The sequence below is a fragment of the Streptomyces sp. NPDC001070 genome, from assembly GCF_053598835.1.
This window is the reverse complement of sequence record NZ_JBSFLB010000026.1, coordinates 52,664-70,446: the sequence shown is the minus strand read 5'-3', so window position 1 is coordinate 70,446 and position 17,783 is coordinate 52,664. Positions and strand designations below refer to the sequence as shown.

General features: G+C 69.0%; 20 protein-coding genes. 1 reads left to right on the top strand and 19 read right to left on the bottom strand.

The features are described from left to right. Positions 1-369: 369 nt before the first annotated feature. The 11 genes from ACWDAS_RS28720 to ACWDAS_RS28670 form a co-directional block, all read right to left on the bottom strand. Positions 370-1,188: a hypothetical protein gene (locus tag ACWDAS_RS28720; RefSeq protein WP_450396617.1), complete on the bottom strand. Its 819-nt coding sequence runs from the start codon at positions 1,186-1,188 to the stop codon at positions 370-372. A 2-nt stretch (positions 1,189-1,190) separates the two neighbouring features. Further along, the gene (locus ACWDAS_RS28715; protein WP_450396614.1) at positions 1,191-1,517 is read right to left on the bottom strand and encodes a hypothetical protein; all 327 of its coding nucleotides are present in this window, start codon (positions 1,515-1,517) and stop codon (positions 1,191-1,193) included. Positions 1,518-1,584: 67 nt separating this feature from the next. After that, on the bottom strand, positions 1,585-1,911 hold the full coding sequence (locus ACWDAS_RS28710) for a hypothetical protein (RefSeq protein WP_450396611.1): 327 nt from the start codon (positions 1,909-1,911) through the stop codon (positions 1,585-1,587). Then, complete coding sequence (locus tag ACWDAS_RS28705; RefSeq protein ID WP_450396608.1) at positions 1,911-2,960, bottom strand: major capsid protein; 1,050 nt, start codon at positions 2,958-2,960, stop codon at positions 1,911-1,913. The genes ACWDAS_RS28710 and ACWDAS_RS28705 overlap by 1 nt, the downstream gene beginning before the upstream one ends. Before the next feature lie 18 nt (positions 2,961-2,978). Continuing rightward, on the bottom strand, positions 2,979-3,389 hold the full coding sequence (locus ACWDAS_RS28700) for a head decoration protein (protein ID WP_450396606.1): 411 nt from the start codon (positions 3,387-3,389) through the stop codon (positions 2,979-2,981). A 120-nt stretch (positions 3,390-3,509) separates the two neighbouring features. Continuing rightward, entirely contained in the window at positions 3,510-4,271 is a 762-nt protein-coding gene (locus tag ACWDAS_RS28695) for a hypothetical protein (RefSeq protein WP_450396604.1), read from the bottom strand. A 17-nt stretch (positions 4,272-4,288) separates the two neighbouring features. Beyond that, entirely contained in the window at positions 4,289-4,903 is a 615-nt protein-coding gene (locus tag ACWDAS_RS28690; protein WP_450396601.1) for a hypothetical protein, read from the bottom strand. Positions 4,904-4,971: 68 nt separating this feature from the next. Beyond that, complete coding sequence (locus ACWDAS_RS28685) at positions 4,972-5,226, bottom strand: hypothetical protein (RefSeq protein WP_450396599.1); 255 nt, start codon at positions 5,224-5,226, stop codon at positions 4,972-4,974. Positions 5,227-5,293: 67 nt separating this feature from the next. Further along, complete coding sequence (locus ACWDAS_RS28680) at positions 5,294-5,785, bottom strand: hypothetical protein (RefSeq protein ID WP_450396596.1); 492 nt, start codon at positions 5,783-5,785, stop codon at positions 5,294-5,296. 370 nt (positions 5,786-6,155) lie between these two features. Further along, a complete protein-coding gene (locus ACWDAS_RS28675) occupies positions 6,156-6,569 on the bottom strand; it encodes a hypothetical protein (RefSeq protein ID WP_450396593.1) in 414 nt (137 codons plus the stop codon). Between the two features lie 391 nt (positions 6,570-6,960). Then, positions 6,961-8,874: a hypothetical protein gene (locus ACWDAS_RS28670; RefSeq protein ID WP_450396589.1), complete on the bottom strand. Its 1,914-nt coding sequence runs from the start codon at positions 8,872-8,874 to the stop codon at positions 6,961-6,963. 743 nt (positions 8,875-9,617) lie between these two features. Here ACWDAS_RS28670 and ACWDAS_RS28665 point away from each other — a divergent pair. Next, on the top strand, positions 9,618-10,556 hold the full coding sequence (locus tag ACWDAS_RS28665) for a hypothetical protein (RefSeq protein WP_450396586.1): 939 nt from the start codon (positions 9,618-9,620) through the stop codon (positions 10,554-10,556). 299 nt (positions 10,557-10,855) lie between these two features. On the opposite strand, the gene ACWDAS_RS28660 is transcribed toward ACWDAS_RS28665, so the two are convergent. The 8 genes from ACWDAS_RS28660 to ACWDAS_RS28625 form a co-directional block, all read right to left on the bottom strand. Continuing rightward, entirely contained in the window at positions 10,856-11,992 is a 1,137-nt protein-coding gene (locus ACWDAS_RS28660) for a TIGR02391 family protein (protein WP_450396584.1), read from the bottom strand. A 118-nt stretch (positions 11,993-12,110) separates the two neighbouring features. Next, positions 12,111-12,413: a hypothetical protein gene (locus ACWDAS_RS28655; RefSeq protein ID WP_450396581.1), complete on the bottom strand. Its 303-nt coding sequence runs from the start codon at positions 12,411-12,413 to the stop codon at positions 12,111-12,113. A gap of 155 nt (positions 12,414-12,568) precedes the next feature. Next, on the bottom strand, positions 12,569-14,044 hold the full coding sequence (locus ACWDAS_RS28650; protein ID WP_450396579.1) for a terminase large subunit domain-containing protein: 1,476 nt from the start codon (positions 14,042-14,044) through the stop codon (positions 12,569-12,571). Continuing rightward, positions 14,028-14,621: a hypothetical protein gene (locus tag ACWDAS_RS28645; RefSeq protein WP_450396576.1), complete on the bottom strand. Its 594-nt coding sequence runs from the start codon at positions 14,619-14,621 to the stop codon at positions 14,028-14,030. The genes ACWDAS_RS28650 and ACWDAS_RS28645 overlap by 17 nt, the downstream gene beginning before the upstream one ends. 32 nt (positions 14,622-14,653) lie before the next feature. After that, positions 14,654-14,884, bottom strand: coding sequence for a hypothetical protein (locus ACWDAS_RS28640; protein ID WP_450396573.1), 231 nt, complete (start codon positions 14,882-14,884; stop codon positions 14,654-14,656). Between the two features lie 93 nt (positions 14,885-14,977). Next, positions 14,978-15,496, bottom strand: a complete 519-nt coding sequence (locus ACWDAS_RS28635; protein ID WP_450396570.1) for a hypothetical protein — start codon at positions 15,494-15,496, stop codon at positions 14,978-14,980. A 33-nt stretch (positions 15,497-15,529) separates the two neighbouring features. After that, positions 15,530-17,011 carry a ParB N-terminal domain-containing protein gene (locus tag ACWDAS_RS28630; protein WP_450396569.1) on the bottom strand — a complete coding sequence of 494 codons (1,482 nt, stop codon included), beginning with the start codon at positions 17,009-17,011 and terminating at the stop codon, positions 15,530-15,532. Continuing rightward, the gene (locus tag ACWDAS_RS28625) at positions 17,008-17,757 is read right to left on the bottom strand and encodes a ParB/RepB/Spo0J family partition protein (protein WP_450396566.1); all 750 of its coding nucleotides are present in this window, start codon (positions 17,755-17,757) and stop codon (positions 17,008-17,010) included. Before ACWDAS_RS28625 ends, ACWDAS_RS28630 begins: the two co-directional genes overlap by 4 nt. Between the last annotated feature and the right edge of the window lie 26 nt (positions 17,758-17,783).

The following is a 17,783-nucleotide window of genomic DNA, read 5'->3' as shown; positions in this document are numbered from 1 at the left end:
ACGCCACCGGCCTCTCGGTCTACTCCTCGCCCGCGGTGGCCGACGGCACCGTCTACGTCGGCAGCCTCGACGGCAAGGTGTACGCCTTGGACGCCGCCACCGGCACCGGCCCGGCCGGCTGACCGCAAGGACAACGGGTGGAACCGTCCCCATAGATGTCGATCGCTCGGGTCACCCGCCCGATGTGGGCCCCGATCTTCGAGGCTCGCCCCGTGGTGGCTGCTTCCTAATGGCGTGTGTCAAGCGTCAGGCTGGCCGTGCGGTGGGCGGGGCGGGGTCGTAGCGGCGTTCGTCGCGAAGCAGGGCCCATAGGACCTTGACCCCAAGTCCAAGGAAGACTGATGGCCGCCCGAGTCGACATGCGACCCCTCACATTGGCTGCGTGACGTCGGGACGCGGCCCGAACGCCCTGGTGCACCGCGGGTGCGAAATGGGCCACGCCGCGGCGTCCTCGACCGTGCGGAGCGTGTCTGTGGCCTTGTCGGGGTCGTTGTGGCTGGTCCAGCCGCACCCGGCGCCGTCGAAGACCTGCATCCACTGCACGCCAGCCTCCCGCGCCTGGTTCAAGGTGCCTGCGTTGTAGGCCACGGCGCTCTTGGCGAGCGTCGCCGACTCCGCCCACGCCTGCACCGGGTACCGGGCACCGTTGCGGTAGATCACGTGGGCCAGCTGGTGCTCGCTGGCGAGCCGCTCGGCGAGCGCCCTCGCGGACTGCAGCGCCGTGGTGTTCCCGGCGGCCAGCAGTGGCACCTCGCGGCGTGCGGCCTTCCGCACGGCCCGGGAGAACGCGCTGGCGATGCGCTGCTCCTCCTGTGAGCGGCGCAGGAAGTCGGCGTAGGAGTCGGCGGCGAGCGACTGCAGGGCCTCGGTGTGGATGAGGGTCCAGGTGAACCTGCCGCCGACGGCCTCGGTGGCGGCCTGGGCGCCCTGCTCGTACAGGTGGGGCAGCTGGCGGCCGATGAACGCGCGGGCCTCGGCGTCCACGCGCTGCTGGAAGTCGGCGATGGCCGCCTGGAACTCCGCGAGGCGGGCGGTCATGTGCGGGGCGCGGCCCTGCTTGGCCAGCGCGGCGAGGACGGCGGCCTGCTGGTCGGCGAGGCGCTGCCAGGCGTCGCGCAGCACCGCGGCGACCCGGCGGGCCACCACCTCGGCGTCGCCGGGCACCAGCGGAGGGAACTCGTAGGCCACGGCTACAGCCGTTCCCAGCGGTACCTGCGGCGCTGCAGGGGTGCGATGACCAGTTCGGCGCCGTCGCTGACGTCGTCGGGCGCCTGCGCGGCCTGCACTGCTTCGATCTGCCGCTCCAGGCCGGTGAGGTTGTTGCTGTTGTCGAGGGTGACGACGCCGTTGACGGTCAGCTGCAGCGGGTCGGCGAGGAGCTTGGCGCGCCGCTCTGACAGCACCTCCAGGGCGACGGCCTTCGCCGAGCCGAGTCGGTCGTAGCGGCTCTGCAGGTCGACCGTGTTGGTGGTGGGGCCGAGCTGCGCCAGGAGCCAGGCCAGGACTGCAGGATCCATCGGGGTGTCCTTCGGGGTAGCGGCAGGCCCGGCACCCCCCGTGGGCGCCGGGCCGCGCCTGGCTGGGCTACTTCTCCTCGGCCGGCTTGCGCGTCCGGGTCCGGGGCTTCGCCTCAGGCTCCGGTTCCGGCTCGGCCACGGCCTCGGCCGTGGGCTCGGGCTCGGGTGCCGGGTCGGGCTTCGCGGTCGCGTCGGGGTCGTCGAACCTCGGCGCAGGCGGCTCGTCACCGGTCAGCGCCGGGTCATCGATCGTCGGCGCCTCGAAGTCCACCCACGCGTCTGGGTTGGTGATGACCTCGGCCACCACCGGGTCGATGTCCTCACCGGGCAGCAGGATCAGCAGTTCGTGCGTCTCGGGGTGCTCCACGTGCACCGCCGCGGCCAGGCGCCGCATCACAGCACCTTCGCCACGATGTGGCAGTCCGGCGTGAACAGCACGGGCATGCCGACGGCCGCGCCCTTGGTCCACACCTGCGGCGGGTCGTCCTGCGTGCCCTTCGTGATGATCAGGCCCGGCGCGTCCTCGCGGGCGATCTCCGGGTTGGAGCCACGGGACAGCACCAGGGACTCCGCCGTGGTTCCGTACATGGTCTGGGCCCACTTGGAGCGGTCCGGCGGCACCATCACCCACCGGTCGTCGGGCAGCGGCCGCACGTTGGCGCCGTCGACCCGCACCTGCCCCTTGTACAGCTCGATCGGCGGCAGGTTGTAGTTGCCGCGCACCACGTTGACCTGCTGCGGGGTAAGCGTCGCCGTCGGCGTGTTCGACGGGTTCACCGACCCGTAGTACGCGGCCCGGTAGGCGTTGTTCTTGCCCAGGTAGGAGGTCGCGCGGCGGCTGGTGAGGACCAGCTCCGGGAACGGGGCGCTGATGGAGTCGAGGTAGTCCAGCCACCCCAGCTCGTCCTTGATGGGATCCGAGGTCGGGTCGGACCACAGCACCGGGGCAGTCGGCATGTTCGCCGCCGGCACCTGGAAGTCGACGTCCATGGTCAGCCCGTTCTCCGCTGCCAGGGAGAACTTGCCGTCGGTGAGGACGTCACCGGCCGCGAGCTCCAAGCGGGAGTTGATGGCCTCGACGTGCCGCTCGACGTCGTCGTACAGCAGCTCGATCAGGCGGTCCTGGTCCGCGCCGCGGGAGGCCTCCTGCAGCAGGATCTCCATCTCGCCGACGAGCAGCTTCTGGCCCAGGGCGGGCAGCATGCCCTGCGTGCTGGTCGTCCACGCCTGGCGGTCCGCGAACGGCACGGACGCGTCGTAGTTGCGGTACTTCGCCGCGTTGACGTAGCGGCCCTGGTTCTTGATTCGCCACATCACGTCGGCGACCTTCACCTTCGGGAAGATCGTCTGCGTGAGCAGGAAGTCAGCCGGGGTGGGGATGGCACGGGCGAACGTGGTCAGGTCCTGGACGGTGACGCCCTTGATCAGGTCCTGAATGGTCATGAGCGCGGGCCTCCTTCCTTACACGAAGCGGATCTGGCAGATGGCGGACGGCACGACCGGGGCGACAACGACCGGGAGCTTGGCGGTCTTCACCGAGCCGTGCCACAGCAGCGCGGCCCCGACCTTCGCCTGAGCGGGCGCGAACAGCACCTCGGCGAACACGAACCCGGCCAGGTTCTGCCGGCCATCAGAGGCGCCCGTGGCGTACAGCCCGTACAGCCCGCTGGCGGTGATCTTGCCGACGGGGATGCCGGACAGGAACCGGCTGTAGGGGATGTTCGTGTCGGTCGACGGCACGAAGTGGGTGCCGGACACGAACGTGGACATGTCGAGGGTGATCGAGTCGACGTCGCGGGTGCCGTGAAGGCTGGCAAGCCACGACCGGTCGGCCGTCAGGTTCTGGGTGGTGGTGACCGGCTGAACGGTCATGGGTCCTCCTGTGGACGATCAGACGAGTGGGGCAGTTCGTCCGCTCACCGACCGGTGGCGTCGTCCACGGAAAGGGGGCGTGGTCCCCGTCAGTCCGGCCTTGACCCGCCGGTGGGAAGCTCAGTCGCCGGTCACGAAGCCGCGACGGCGGGCCATCTCGGCGCCCTGTTGGCCCGGCTTGGGCACGTTGGCGCCGCGCGGCGGCGGGCCGCCCGCAGGCGAGCCACCAGGCGCGGCAGGCGACACCTGGGCTGCACCCGCGCCGGCGAACAGCTCCGGCCTGCGGTCCTTCAAGGCGGTAGCGGCCTCGGCGATGCCGTCTTCGTCGGCGTCGTCCTCGACGACCAGCAGCCGTTCGGCGTCGGTCAGGTCGTCGCCGGTCGCACCGAGCGCCACCAGCGCGGCACGGCGTACCGCGGCGCGCTCACGGGCCACGGCCCGCGCCTCACGCTGCTCTGCGGCGGTCGTCGCCGCGGCGGCGGCCTGCTCGCGGCGCTCGATCTCCGACAGCTGCGCGGCCTGCGCGTCCCGCTGCTCCTGCACGAACGCCGCAAGGTCGTCGGTCTTGGAGAATCCCAGCTGCTCCACCAGGCGGCGCACCGCGGCGCGTTCACCCTGCTGCTTCTCGCGGGCCAACAGCCGGTTCAGCGTCTCCTGGTCGACCGGCTGCCCGGCCGCCGGCGACGTGGCCGGGTCCGGTACTGGGGCGGACGGCGGCAGCTGCAGGTTGGACGGGTCAGTGGGGTCCGCGCCCAGGATCGGGTAAATCGGGCGGCCGTCGCGTCGGTGACTGATGGGGGTGTGCGGGTCGGGCAGCGGGCGGGCCATCATGGTGTCGTCCTCCAGCAGCAGCGCCCCCGCGCCGACGATCAGTGTAGCCACAGCGCCCGCACGCCCCCTCAGTTGCCCGTCGGCTCGTCCCGCAGTCGGTGCTCAAACGCCGTCAGCGCCTCCCACACGTTCACGGCAGCATCCACGTAGTCACGCCCGCCTTCCTCAGTGATCGGCGTATCTCCGTCGCGGGGATGGGCCACCGCGTTCCGCAGCGCCCTGAGACGGGTGATCGACCTGACGGTCGCACCTGGCAGGCCCCGGTCTTCGAGCATGCGGAGGGCGAGTGTGCCTCTCAGCACCGATACGTGCGTCGCGGGGTACGCCCTTGCCGCCAGGTCGGTCAAGCGGTTCTGGATGAGATCCCAGCCCTTCAGTACAGCGATGCCAGGGTGTACGGCCAGCAGCGGTTCCAACACTTCGTGCAGAGACAGCGCCACGGTGTCCCCCGAGCTGGGCTGTTCATGGTTCTCAGGTGCGCGCTGCTCGGCGACAACCGCGGTCTCAGCAAGAATTGCTGCAGCCACCTCGGCGAACTCGACCTCGGCCCCGGCGCCCCGCAAGTGTTTGATCCGCTCAATCAGCGCCGCGATCTGGGTCTTGAAGGTGATGGTCGCGAACACCAACACCACGGGCCAGACGAGGGCTTTGACGTACTCCAGGACCAACTTGGCTATCTGCACCCGGGCATCATGTCGTACGCCACCGTCAGGAAGCACCGACGGACCGGGGTCCCTCGCGTCCGGGCACCTCAGGCTGCGGCCTGACCGCCTAACGCCCGACGGGGGGACTGCGCGGCGCTGGCTGGCTCGCCCGGGTCCGGTTTGCCGGGGATGAGCGGCACCGTCGGCACGGGGTCGGCTTCGGGCAGCCCCTGGTACTCGCGCACCGCGGCGTTGTCGCCGGTCGCATCCGCGTGGCGGGCGGCCAGATCGAACGACCGCTTCTGGATGCGCTCGACCTCCCCGGCCACGTCATCGATGGGGTAGCCGACTTCCTGCAGCATTCGGATGGCGGTCTACAGGGAGAACACGTCGGCGGCGTAGCCCTGCGACGTCGGCGCGTCCAGCGGGCTAGGCAGAGGTGTGGTCTCGTGTCTGAAGTGCTTTGGCGAGGGACCTGAGGTTGATCTGGCTGGCAACACTAGGCACGAGGCATTCGGTGTCGCCGTGCTGCGGTAGCGGAACGAGCGGGCGGTGCCTGGGGTAGGCGTCAAGGACCGCCCGCTCTATCGCGCGGGCTTGCCATCTGGGCAGCTGCACTTTCTGCAGAACCTGTCCGCCCTGGAGTTCGTGATCGCGAATGCGTTGGTCGAGACCGATGCCGATCTTGACGAAACGTTCCCCGTGCCAATGGAAGTCGATCAGGTACACCCAGGTGGGGGACTCATCGCCGAGGGGAAGCCGACCGAAGTTGTGGTGCAGGTAGATGCCTTCCGCTGGGGAGAACCCGATCGCCAAATATTGCCCATCGCTCGGTTCATGCCACAGGACCGGGTCTTCGAGAGGGCTTATCCCCTTCAGCACCTCAAGTTGGTCAATGGCCAGCATCTGGCGCTTGGCCATCGTCCTGCTCTTGTGACTGCACGGGCAGGTCCAGCGTGGTGCCGAGCGCCGGGCTATGTATGCCCGCCTTCGTTCGCATATTGGACAGGAGCGTATGACGACCGGCTGGACGAAGTGCCCGTAGGAGCTTCGGAAGTGGACCGTTATGACGGGAGTTTCCATCGTCCCCTCGCTCTCTGCCGAAGGCAAAGCATAGGACCGTAGGGAGGGCGCGAGACGGGGCCTGATCCTGGTCCGGGGACGTTGACGCCCTAGACAGCATTGAGCCTGGATCCACAGAGCCACAATCGATGAGTGCGGCTCTGTGGATCCAGGGGTCACTTCTTCGTCGCCCGGGCCCTGTGCAACGGCCCAATTGGCGCCCGGCCGGTTAGCTCAGTTCCGGCCGCACCGGGTTCGCCATCACTTCCGCGAACGTGCCGCTGACCGCCCCCAAAAGGCTCGCCAGGGCGACCACGGCCTGGTCCCGCTGCTGCCAGTCTTCGTCACGCATGATCGTGTCGACTAGTTGCAGCACTGACCGGCCTGTCGCATTTCCTCCCGAGGCTTCCGGAGTGGTGGGCTGCCCGTTTGCCAGGCGGTACACCAATACCGGTCGGTCCTGGTTCTTGGGCAGGATCCGTGGCAAGTGCCCGTAGCCGGCGGCCCGGAGTTGCTCGGAGACATCCTCCACAACGTGCTCCTTTGCCCGTGCCCATCCAGCGGCGTTCCGCAGGTGGACCATGGCCACGAGTGCAAAGCCTCCACCCGCCTCAACGGCCTTCTCGACCTCCGGCATCTGCATGTGCGCCCCTCCCCAGTCCGGTGGTTCGCCGATACTATCCGCGCCTGTACTCGACCACGGCGGGCAGATGCGTGGTTGCGGCGAGCGGCACAGCGGTCAAGGTGGCCTACGAGCGCCACGGCCTTCTCCGGCTTCGCCACCAGCCGACAGTGTCCTTGCCTCAGCGGCTCGCGGCTGTGCGCGCCGAGCGGCGCCCGAGGCAGCGGAACCGCCGCAGACCCCGCCGGCTGATCATGCGCTGGCCCACGCGCGCTGTGGGCTGGCGGCCCTCTATCGATGTCGTAGCCACTGCGTAGTTGATCCCGACGTATCAGGAATCGCTGTTCGGATTGATGACACGATCGTTGCGTCGATGGACACCAGGAGCAGTAGGCGCCTCGCGGAGGGTCACCTACTGCGGGCCGGATCCGGTCGGGCCAACGCCTCCGGTCTGGCCCGAGGGCAGCTGACTCGACGGCTTAGCCAGACCAGCGGGCGGCGCAGTCTGCGCCACGGTCGCCTGCTGTGGGATGAGCGGCACTGTGGGCACCGGGTCGGCTTCGGGCATGCCCAGGTACTCGCGCACTGCGGCGTTGTCGCCGGTGGCGTCCGCGAGCCGGGCGGCCTGGTCGAAGGCCCGCCGCTGGATGCGTTCGATCTCCCCGGTGACGTCATCGATGGGGTAGCCCGCTTCCTGCAGCATCCGCACAGCAGTCTCCAGGGAGAACACGCCCGCGGCGTAGCCCTGTACGACGTCGGCGAGGACGGTGGTGCGGTCGGTGGGGGTGTGGGCGCCCCACACCAGGCGTGCGGGCAGCGACTCCCCGGCGGGCCACGCCTGCCCGGCTTGGTGGAGGCGTTGCACCATGCGCAGCAGCAGCTGGTACTTGTGGGCGCGGGCCAGGCGCATCGCGCCGACCAGGGAGTCCAGTGGGCCAAGGGCGAGCTGCAGCGCGTACCCGGACGGCACCGAGGCGGGGTCGAGGCTGCCGAGTCCGGCCGTGGTCAGGCGGGTGTTCGCGGCCAGGCGGGTCAGCAGGTGGTCGATGCGGTCGCGGAGCTCGCGCAGCTGCGCCGAGGTGTCCAGGGAATCCATGCGGCCGCTCTCCGACAGCTGCCACACCGTTCCGGCTTCGACGCGTACCGGCATCGGCTGGCCAGTGGTGCGGTCGATGGGCAGGCGCGCGCCGGCCAGCGCCACGATCGGCGTGCCGGTGGTCGCGGACGCCGACGCGCTGTCGGTGTCGGTGGCGGCCAGCTCGTCCAGCAGCTGCAGCACCGTCGCCAAAGTGGACTTCCCCCAGTGCTCGCCGACGTCGGGGATGGTGTTCGGGATGTGCACCACCGGGATGAAGTCGTGCATCAGGTCCAGGTGGTCCAGGACCTGCCCGTCCGAGCGCACCCGGTAGGCGGCCTTGTCCAGCGGCAGGGAGAACACGTCGTGGGCCAGGCCCAGGTCCTCCAGCAGCCATTCGGCGTCGGTGAGGTAGCACGTCGTGCCCGAGGGCTTGCCCGGCGCCCACGGGTACACGCGGGTCACCGTGCCGGTCAGTGGGTCGAGGGTGTCGCCGACGGTCAACACCGGGTCGCCGTCGGCGCCGGCGACCTGCTCGCGGATGGCCCGCCCGTCCTCGGTGCTCCCGGAGGCGGTCGACGGGCCGATCGGGCCGAGCTCGTACGTGATGCGCCGCACCCGGGCCTTGAGGCCGCGCGCCGGGTCGGCGGCCAGCTCCCACGCGAAGTGCACCCGAGACGGGTACTCCTGAGCGTCCTGCTCGCCCTCGTCCCACTCGGGGAAGTAGAACCCGGGGTCATAGGTGCGCAGCAGCGCCCGCTGCTTGGCCGGCTCCCACGCCAGGGTGTACACGCCGTCGCCGCAGCGCACCGCGCACCGTTCGGCCTGCTGGATGCGCAGCGGCAGCAGCTCCTTGTCGGCCCAGGCGCGCAGCTTGTCCTGCAGGTCGGCGGCGGCCCGGTCCTCGGCGGTCGCCTCGTCCTGGCCGGCGTGGTCGGCGCCAGGCACCATGATGGTCTGCTCCGCGCCCAGCAGATACCCGAGGGTGGTGTCGATCAGCTTGGACGGGTCGCCGAGCTCGCGGCGCTCCAGCCCGTGGTCATCGCCGGTGACAGCGGCAAGCTGCCCGGCCTGGTTGGAGTCGTACGCGGCGAGGAGCTTGTACGCGGCCAGACGCCGCACGTCGACAGAGGGCACCCACGAACCGAGCTCCGGGAACGCCCGATGGTTCGCCGGCCGGTCCGGGTCGGCCATCACGGGCTTGTAGTTGAGCCAGCTCCAGGCGTCGATGACCAGCGTGCGCAGACGCACAGCCCCTCCAGGCAGTCGGCCCCACGCCGACCACCAGGGTACGCGGCCAGGGGTGCAGCCTTTCGGCCGCTGGGCGCACCAGGTGATGCGCGTCCTGGCCGCCATCACCATTTTGGACTCCCTTGGCTGCCTGCAGCGATCTCTCGACGCGGCCCGGAAGGCCGCGCGTGACCATCACCGTGCCTCAGGGCCGGTGATGGAGTGGACAGAGGAGAAGCGTGTTGAGGGCGACCGGGTCCGGGCCAAGTGGGTCGGGGTCGTAAAGAGTGCCGGAAGGCCACTAGCGGTCAGAACTGAAGGCCGAGCAAGGGGCGCACGACTGGGGTGGGAGCTGCGGAAGGCCGATTAGTGAGGACCATCCAATCGGCTGATCGGCGGTTTTGGGGCCTCGCCTGCCCCCACCGAGGAGCACCGCTGACACGATCAGCGCACCGCAGCCGTCAGCCTGATTCGAGACGCCGACTGCGTCTGCACCGGGGGGTGATGGCGTTCCCGGGGGTTCCGATCACACCTGTCCGTGTTGGCGGTTACGATCCCCGGTGATCAACGGGATACCAGGCAGGAAGGCCACGACGGTGAGCAAGACGTCCGAAGCAATCTCACAGATCTCCACGCCCATCGTCATGCTGTCTTCGAGCGGGCGGCGGTAGCCCGTGTACCACTACCGCGACGCTAGGTCTGGGAAGTTCTACCTCGAAAGACACGACCTGCGCCCCGGCTCTCCGAGTGAGACACCACCCTTCTTGCGGTTCGCCCGCAAGCACGGCCCTTCGCTGAACCTTTGGTCGGGCGAAGGGCATCTGGCAGCACCGATGCTCGAGCTCGCCGGCCTACAGTGGCCCGTTGAGGAACGAGAGGTCTTGGTGCCGATCAAGCGGCGTGGCGAGCGGACAGCAACCCCGGTGCGCGGCCTCAGGGCACTGGTGCGGCCCGATACCGAGCAGGTCATGTCGGTAGTGACTACCGCCTACAGGGTCGCCGAAAACGAATGGGTCGCCCTAGCTCTACAACAGTTCTGCAGCCGGTTGGGGGAGCAGGAGCCCATCATTGCCGCCGCAAGCTTCGGGCGTAACGCGGAAAGCACCATTTTCGCCGGACGTGTCTCGGGCAACGCGGAAGAGGCGATCTGCATACTCGCCTACAACACCCATGGCGGAGAAGGGGCCGTCCGTTTCCAGCTCGTGGAGGTCAGCAAGCACCAAAAGACCACTTTCATCCTCGACTCCGCTCACGCCTCTCTCTCGGTCGCCCACGTGGGGCGCGTGCAGGACCGCCTGATGTATGACTCGTCGCCCGATCGGGACGAGACGTTCATCGAGCGATACCTGTCAGAAACCAAGCCGTTGTGGGACAAACTAGCGAACACCCTCTGGACACCCCGACACACCAGCGCCCTCATCAAGAAGCTCTGGGGCTCCACGCCGCCGCTGACCAGGACCGACTACAGTGAGCAAAGCTCGGTCGGGGAGGCCCACCGTCACCCTGGGCACCATCTCCCCGACATGATGAGTCAGATCAGCGACGCCGCGAACGCCTATAGAGCCATCTGCTACTGGATCGACAACGAGTCCGAAGCCTGCAACCACGGCGACTTCACCAAGGACCGTGACGAGCGACTCGCCCTCGGGGCAGGACACAATTACAAACGGCGTGCCTGGCGCTGGATATTGGACAACACCTGAACTTGTACCGGTTGACACACGCACCCGAAGTAGCGCGAGGCTGTGAGCACGGCTTCGCAGCCGGGAACGGCTGACACCGCGGTGCACGCCCGTTCACGTGCGTCATTAGCTGCACCGACGGTAATCAGTTCGAGCTGGTCAGTGACGTGCAGCCGGTCTCCGCTGCGACCCAGGTACTGAGCAGCGCCTACTGGTTGCCCGGATGATGTCTACGGCGGCAACCCGAACCTGCACTCGGCCCTCCCTCGCGCGTGAGATCCGTGGTGGTGATGACGGGCGCCACCTGGCGCCGGGCCCCGCTACAGGTCTGCGGCGGCCTTGCGCTTGTCGACCTCGATGTCGAGTCGCCGCATGAGGAAGCTGGCGAACGCCAGCATCTCGTCGGCCTCGTCTCGGGCGTCCTTCTCGTCCGGTCCGTGCATGCGAGGGTTACGCAGAGCGCCCATCGCGCCCTTGAACAAGAACTGCATGCCGTTCTGCTCACTCTCCAGTGAGCCTCCCGTGGACCGGGTCACAGTGATTTTTGGGGGTTCTGGTTTGGCACCAAAGGCGATGCCCATCAGACGCTCGCCGACCTCGTTAGCCCCGACGAGGACCGCCACGCGATGCTCCACAGCCTGGAAGGCACTCCGGACCGCGTCGTAGTAGAAGCCGCCGCTGTACCGCTCGGCAGCGACCTCCGCGATCAGCGGATGCAGCATGCAGGTGACATGCATGGCTTCCGCCGACTCCCCTGTCCGGAAGGCAGGTACGGCCTTAGGTGCCGGAGCGACATCGTGGTTTGGGCGTTTATGGAAGGGCGTGCTGTCGGCCTCAACCCGCGCCGGCCCCAGCACCTGCTCACGGATGCGCCAGTACTCATCCAGGCGGTGCACGTTAGCGAACGGTCGAATGTCCCGGTCATACAGCAGCGTCCAGTCGAGCTCCTCTACGTTGTGGCTGCCACCACGAAAGCAGGGCTCGTGCAGCCCGAGCGCGAAGCCCGCGAACCTGGTCTTATTGGTCAGCAACGCTAGATCGACGTCATCTACTGGAGGCGCTAGGTCAGCGGGCCGCAGCTCTGGCAGCGCACCCGGCTCCTTGGGCTGATAGCGGGGCTCGATGAAGACCGCTGTCCGCAGCATGACGAGGAAGGAGTTGATAGCAAACTCGGTATTGGCGCAGTTTGCAGCGCCAGCGACCGTCAGAGACAGCTCCGTCGTGCCTTGCGGGAGCCGCCACAGGTCGGCGTCTACACCCCGCAGCAGTGCAGGGCACAGCTGTTGCACGGCCTCTTCGAACTTCAGGCCCGACGCATACAGCTTCCGATCGACGTAATCGAAGGTCGGCCAGCGAAGGGAGTCGGAGAAGTGCTGCCAGACCACGTCGAGAAGGACATAGCCGTCCTCCCCGGTGGGCCGTGGCATTCCCTCGGGCGCAATGGTCCGAACGATCACGTGCTGTCCCCCAGCGTCCTAGCTTGAGCGATGCCCGCAGGCTACTACCGCGCCCTGCCACACCGGTTGGGGATTACGTCCAGCGGATCACGAGCATCGCGCGTTGCGGACCGTGCTGCTACGAGGTGGCAGGTTCGGCGCAGGCCTGTATCCACAACGAGACGATCAGGCTCTGCCGGTCCTCGGGCAGCAGGTCGTTGTCCCACGCGGCCTGGCACGTCTCCTCGCCGGGCGTCTTGCCCATCGCCCGCAAGTTCGCCCGCCAGTAGCGTCCGTCTTCGACAGAGGCGTCCAGGCGGGCCTGCGCGGAGGCTTTGATCTGGTCCGACGTGGGCGCTGCGGGCGTCGAGCTGCAGCCGGGCAACAGCAGGATCACACCGGCGACGGCGGTCGCGGCCGCCACTCTCCCCCTGATCGACATGGGTCGGAGGCTAGCGGCCGGGACCCGACTTCGGGGCCCGGCTGTGCCGTTGGCCTTTATGAGGCCGTTTCCGAGGGGTTATCGGCGTCCGCCGAGGCGGTCGTCGTGGATGTGGCCGGCGACGGCGGCCAGTTGGTCGGGGTCGGCGAGTTCGGTCAGTCCGTGGACGGCGGCGTCCATGCGGTCGGGGGAGTCCATGCCGACGACCCAGGTGACCATCTGGTCCTCCAGGGCGACGTGGGCGCCGACGTGGTGGACCAGGCCCTGCTCGTACAGCTGGGCGATGGGCTCGGCGCGCAGGCGTTTGCCGACCTTGGCTTGGACTTCCAGGACGCGGGGCATGAGGGCGCCGTTGGTGGTGCCTTCGCGGCGTAGCTGCTCCCATGCCTGTGAGAGGACCTGGCGGCCATGTCTCCGCCGTAGTTCGACTCCACCACGATCGCGTCGGCTTTGAGGGCGAGGGCCAGGTGGCAGGCGGCGCGGCCCCAGTCGTTGGCGCCCATGCTGCCGGAGTGATCCTCGAGGACGTACAGGTGGCCGTCGTAACCGCGGGCTGCGCCGATGATGCCGGTCTCGTCGCCGATGGCGGACTCTCCGCCGGCGGGGTCGACGGCGACGATGACGCGGGCCATGTCGAGGCCGCCGAACTCGACGGTGGTCAGGCGGTGGTCGGTGATCCAGGCCCGCTGCCACACGCCGCCCTCGGGCGGGCGGGGCTTTTGCTGGTAGAGCGCGGCCCACACGCGTTCGCCGACGCGACGGCGGGTGGTGGCGTGGTGGTCGGCGTCGAAGCGTTCGGGCCACAGGGGCTCGCCGGGCTTGCGGCCGAGGGGGTCGGTGTCGCTGTCGGCGAGGGCGGGCAGGTCGATGACGTGCCACTCGTTGGCTTGGGCGTCGGCGAGGATGCGGCCGGCGAGGTCGTCTTCGTTCCAGCGGGTCTGGATGACGCAGATCGCCCCGTCGGGCTCCAGGCGGGTCTGCAGGACGGACTGCCACCACTCCCACGTCTTGCGGCGCATGCTCGGGGAGTCGGCCGAGGCCATGTCCTGCACGGGGTCGTCGACCAGCGCGATGGTGGCGCCCTTACCGGTGAGGCTGCCGCCGATGCCCGCGGCGACCAGGCCCCCCTGGTGGCCTGCGATGTCGAAGCGCATCGCCGCCCGCGACGACGGGTTGAGGTGGATGCCGAGCTCGTCGCCCCACGTCTCGATGGCGTCGCGGATCCACCGGGAGTGCTCCTCGGCGAGGTCACCGGAGTACGAGGCGATCATGACGCGGCGGTCGGGGTGCTGGCGCAGGTACCACAGGGGCGCCCAGCGGGACGCGCGGCGGGACTTGCCGTGACGCGGAGGCATGGTGATCATGACGCGGTCGGCGCGGCCCTCGGCCATGTCGATCCACGCCTGGTCGATCAGGTGGAGGTGGCGGGCCTGCATCTCGCGGCGCTCGGTGAGGACGGCTGCCATAGCACCCGGGGAGGCGTCCATGGCGATGTGGCGTTCGATGCGGGCGAGCTGGACGCGCAGCTCCGGGGAGGCCTTGGCGGCCATGGCGCGGCGCAGCGCCGGCGGGCGGCTGCGGTAGGCGGCCAGCAGCCTGGTCTCGCGCTCGGCGCTAGTCGTCGGAGCCATGCGCGGCCTCCTCGGATATGCCGATCAGGGCTTCGAGTTCGTCCAGGGCGATCGCGGTCAGCTCGCTGCCCGATGCGGCCGGGGTGACGATCTCGGTCTTGTTGGGCTTGTCGAGGCCGTTCATGCGGGCGCGGCGCTCCATGATGCGAAGGGCCCGGTCGATGGCGGGCAGGTCGCCGTCCTTGACGGCCTGCCGGTAGGCGACGAAGAACAGGCGGTCCAGGCGCAGGTTCTCCACGGCGCGCAGCTCGTCGGCCTTGTCCTCGACGTCGGTGGTGCGTTCCTTGAGGGCCTGGCGGACGTCCTTGCAGGCGGCGTTGATGAGCTGGTCGTCCGGAGGGGGCTCAAGGCCCTTCTTGTACCGGTCGATGCCGTAGCCCTGCGGGTAGGCGATCCGGTCGGAGTTGATGCCCGGGTCGGCGGCGAGTTTCCGGGCCACGGTGAGCCAGTCCACGCCGGCCAGTCGTAGGTCGATGGCGTCCGCTCGCCGCTGTGCGATGGCGGCGCGCGCGGCCTTGTCGGGGCGTCCCACCGGCAGGGTCCTCTCGCTGCTGCGCGCCCCCGCGCCGAGAAACATGATGGCACTGCAAGATCCGAGAGGGGGCGAGGCTAGCGGTCGCTAGCGGAAGCCGAGTCGGCGCTTGAGGGGTGCGGGTCAGCCGTCGGCGCCATGCCGTGGCCGTAGCGGCATTCGGCGTCTTGGCAGGCGTGGTCGTTCCCGGCGGGCCAGTAGATGAGCGGCGTCTTGTGCACGGGGCACACGCACAACTCGTCGCACTGGTGTGGTGTCGGCGGCTGCGGCGAGAGCGCGTTCAGGAACGCGCGGCGGTGGTTGGTCATGGGGTCATCCTCTCGCGGTGGCGGGCGGGTGCCACCGGGCGGTGATGGCGCCGACGCGGCCCGGCGACCTGGCTGGTCGCCGGGCCGTGTGGGCTACGGGAAGGTCAGCTGCTGGGGCGCGTTGGGGTCGTCGGGCGGTGTCCAGGTGGAGGGCGGTGCGTCGGGGGCGCCCCGGTTGGTGCGCAGCCACCACGCGAACTGCCAGTTGCGGCAGGTCCGGTACTTCCACTGGGCCCGCCGGGAGGCGTCGGCGGGGATGGAGTGCTCGCCCCATCCGGTGATGGGGCGGGCGTTGTCGAGGGTCACCGTGAGGCCGCGCACGAGGGCGGGGCCTTGCCACTGGTGTCCCTCGGCGTACTCGAAGGCCAGGTGCGCGTTGCTCGACCAGTCCCACGGGTGGGGCAGGGCGCACAGGTACCAGGCCAGCGGCGGGTTCTCCGCCGGCAGGATGGCGTGCTGGCTGGGTGCCTTCGGGTTGAGCGGGTGACGATCAGACCAGCCGAACGTTTCCAGGCAGTGGCGGTCGAGGTTCACGTGTCGAACCCCGGCCAGCCACATGATCAGATACGGTGCGGCGGCGTTGATACCGACCCTGACGGGCGGCTTTGGCATGCGTGCATTTCCCTTTCGATAAAGGGCCGTGGATTAGTCGGCCCGGCTGTTCCTTTCTTTAACCAATTTTACCAAAATTTCCACGAGTTGCTTATGGCGCCCGTGCCGGAAGTCATTCGGATAAGGCATGTTGAATTCCTCATCCAGGGCTTTCGCGTAATCGAGGTCGGAAAGCGGCAGAGGGTCTTTGCATATGGCCCGCAGCGTCGCGTTGGACCGGCCGGCGACCGTCACCGAACCGAAGTACGCCTCCAGCAGTTCCTTCAGCGACTCGGGGGTGTGGTAGCGAATCCGCATCCACTTGCCCTGCATGAACCGCATGTCGACGTTCTCGGCGTCCAGGAACGACAGCCGCGTGGAGTCGTTGGCGCTGGTGGTGTGCTGCTTCGCCTCGAACGCCTGCTCGGCCAGCAGGTTGCGGGTGCCGATGCACACCGTGCCGTCGGCGGCGACGAGCGCGTTGACGACCGTCAACACCCAGTGCTGGTAATCCAGCGACGTGGTCGCGTTGATGACGGAGTCCAGCACCACCATCTCGTACAGGCCGTGCTGCGCCACCCGCTTCTCGATCGTGCGGATCATCGAGACGACGCCCCGGATGTCGACGGCGTACTTGCCGGGGGTGGTGCGGTACGGCTCGTAGTCGTCGATGCTGTAGCCCTCGGGCCGCAGCTTCTTGGCGTAGTCGCCGTGCCCGGCGCCGAAGTCCACCACCCGCGTCTCGGGGCGCTCCCGCAGCCGGGGCAGGGCCAGCTTCTCCCACACCTCCGACTTGTAGGCGAGCTTCCCCTGCTTCTTCAGCGAGGTGTACTGGCGCAGCCGCTTGGGCTGCACGATGTGCTGGTTGTAGACGGGGGCCTGGTCCTCCAGGCCGGACCAGTCGTACACGCCGTACTCGCCGGTGAGGTCGGCGACCAGCTGCGCCGCGTCCATGGACGTGCAGGTCCAGGCGAGGACGTCGAAGTGGTTCGCGGCGGCGACCACCGCGTACTCGGCGTTCAGCGCGATCTGGCCCTGGTCGTCGATGACGACGGAGCCCCACGCGCCGTGCCCGCCGGTCATGTGGGAGATGGCCTGCTGGAACGGCTTGTTGCGGGAGACGGCCACCTCGATGGTCTGCCACGGGATCCACGACCACTCGCCGATGGGGCCGGGCTGCGCGTACACCACGCTCGCCTCGGTCTCCACGCGGTTGTGCAGGAGGTTGAACTGGATCTCGTCGGTCAGGCGCACCACCTGGCCGAGCATCACCGCCGGCGTGTGCGTCATCCCCAGCGCGGTCATGGCCTTGGTTCTCTGGTGGCCTGCGACCAGCGTCCCGTTGGCGTTGAGGATGACCGGCTTGACGATGCCGTGGCGGCCGATGGACCCCTTGAGCCGCTCGAAGGCGTCCTCGGACAGGTGCCGCGGGTTGTAGTCGGCCGGCCGCAGGTCCTTGAGCGGGTACGCCTCGTAGAAAGTGGTCTGCGGGCCGCTGCTGTTCGGGGCGGAGATGCCACCCGGGACGTCGCTCATGCGTCCTCGTCCTCGTCGTCCTCGTCGGCCTCGTCGGCGTCGTCGGGCTCGGCCTGGTCGACGGGGGCGTCCTCACCGTCGCCGGGCACCTCGGCGGTGTCGGTGTGGGCCTCCTGCAGCAGGTGCCAGCCGAAGCCGAGGTCGGTGCGGGACTCCTTGAGGAACCGCTCGTAGATCGCGTTGAGGGTTTCCACCTCGGCCGCGGTGATCTGCACGCGGGTGGTGGACCACTGCAGGTACCCCCACTGCAGGTACTCCAGCTTGGCCATGGCCCCGGTGCCCTGCCCGTCGGAGGGCAGGTCGATCGTGGCGGGCAGGGCCCGGCTGTCCAGCAGCTTGTCCAGGGCGGTCTGGTCGTAGCCGGTGCCGTCCAGGTCGGGCAGGTCCTCCAGGATGTCGGCCAGCAGCTCGCTGTCGTAGCCGGCCAGGTCGGAGGTGCGGTTGTCGACGACGACGATGCGGGCCGCGTCCTCGTCGGCGACGTCGACCCACGTGGCGGCGATCTGCTCCCAGCCGAGCTGCTTGGCGGCGGTCCAGGTGTGGTTACCGGCCAGGATCTCGTTGGGGCGGCCGGTGTGGGTGCCGCGGTTGACGACGATGGCCTTGTACTGGCCGTTGACGCGCAGCGATTCGGCGATGGCGTCGACGTCGCCGGTGCGCGGGTTGCGGTGGTACACCGTCAGGTCGTCGATCGGCACCGCCAGCGGCAGCAGCGACTCGGGAATGCGGGCGGGCGCAGCACTCACAGCAGGAGTCCTTCGTGTAGGAGCGT

Bases quoted from the DNA above. Each gene is read 5' to 3' on its own strand.
- ACWDAS_RS28715 (WP_450396614.1), bottom strand. From the start codon at position 1,517: ATGGATCCTGCAGTCCTGGCCTGGCTCCTGGCGCAGCTCGGCCCCACC.
- ACWDAS_RS28710 (WP_450396611.1), bottom strand. From the start codon at position 1,911: ATGCGGCGCCTGGCCGCGGCGGTGCACGTGGAGCACCCCGAGACGCAC.
- ACWDAS_RS28705 (WP_450396608.1), bottom strand. From the start codon at position 2,960: ATGACCATTCAGGACCTGATCAAGGGCGTCACCGTCCAGGACCTGACC.
- ACWDAS_RS28700 (WP_450396606.1), bottom strand. From the start codon at position 3,389: ATGACCGTTCAGCCGGTCACCACCACCCAGAACCTGACGGCCGACCGG.
- ACWDAS_RS28685 (WP_450396599.1), bottom strand. From the start codon at position 5,226: ATGCTGCAGGAAGTCGGCTACCCCATCGATGACGTGGCCGGGGAGGTC.
- ACWDAS_RS28680 (WP_450396596.1), bottom strand. From the start codon at position 5,785: ATGGCCAAGCGCCAGATGCTGGCCATTGACCAACTTGAGGTGCTGAAG.
- ACWDAS_RS28675 (WP_450396593.1), bottom strand. From the start codon at position 6,569: ATGCAGATGCCGGAGGTCGAGAAGGCCGTTGAGGCGGGTGGAGGCTTT.
- ACWDAS_RS28655 (WP_450396581.1), bottom strand. From the start codon at position 12,413: ATGTCGATCAGGGGGAGAGTGGCGGCCGCGACCGCCGTCGCCGGTGTG.
- ACWDAS_RS28650 (WP_450396579.1), bottom strand. From the start codon at position 14,044: ATGGCTCCGACGACTAGCGCCGAGCGCGAGACCAGGCTGCTGGCCGCC.
- ACWDAS_RS28645 (WP_450396576.1), bottom strand. From the start codon at position 14,621: ATGTTTCTCGGCGCGGGGGCGCGCAGCAGCGAGAGGACCCTGCCGGTG.
- ACWDAS_RS28640 (WP_450396573.1), bottom strand. From the start codon at position 14,884: ATGACCAACCACCGCCGCGCGTTCCTGAACGCGCTCTCGCCGCAGCCG.
- ACWDAS_RS28635 (WP_450396570.1), bottom strand. From the start codon at position 15,496: ATGCCAAAGCCGCCCGTCAGGGTCGGTATCAACGCCGCCGCACCGTAT.
- ACWDAS_RS28630 (WP_450396569.1), bottom strand. From the start codon at position 17,011: ATGAGCGACGTCCCGGGTGGCATCTCCGCCCCGAACAGCAGCGGCCCG.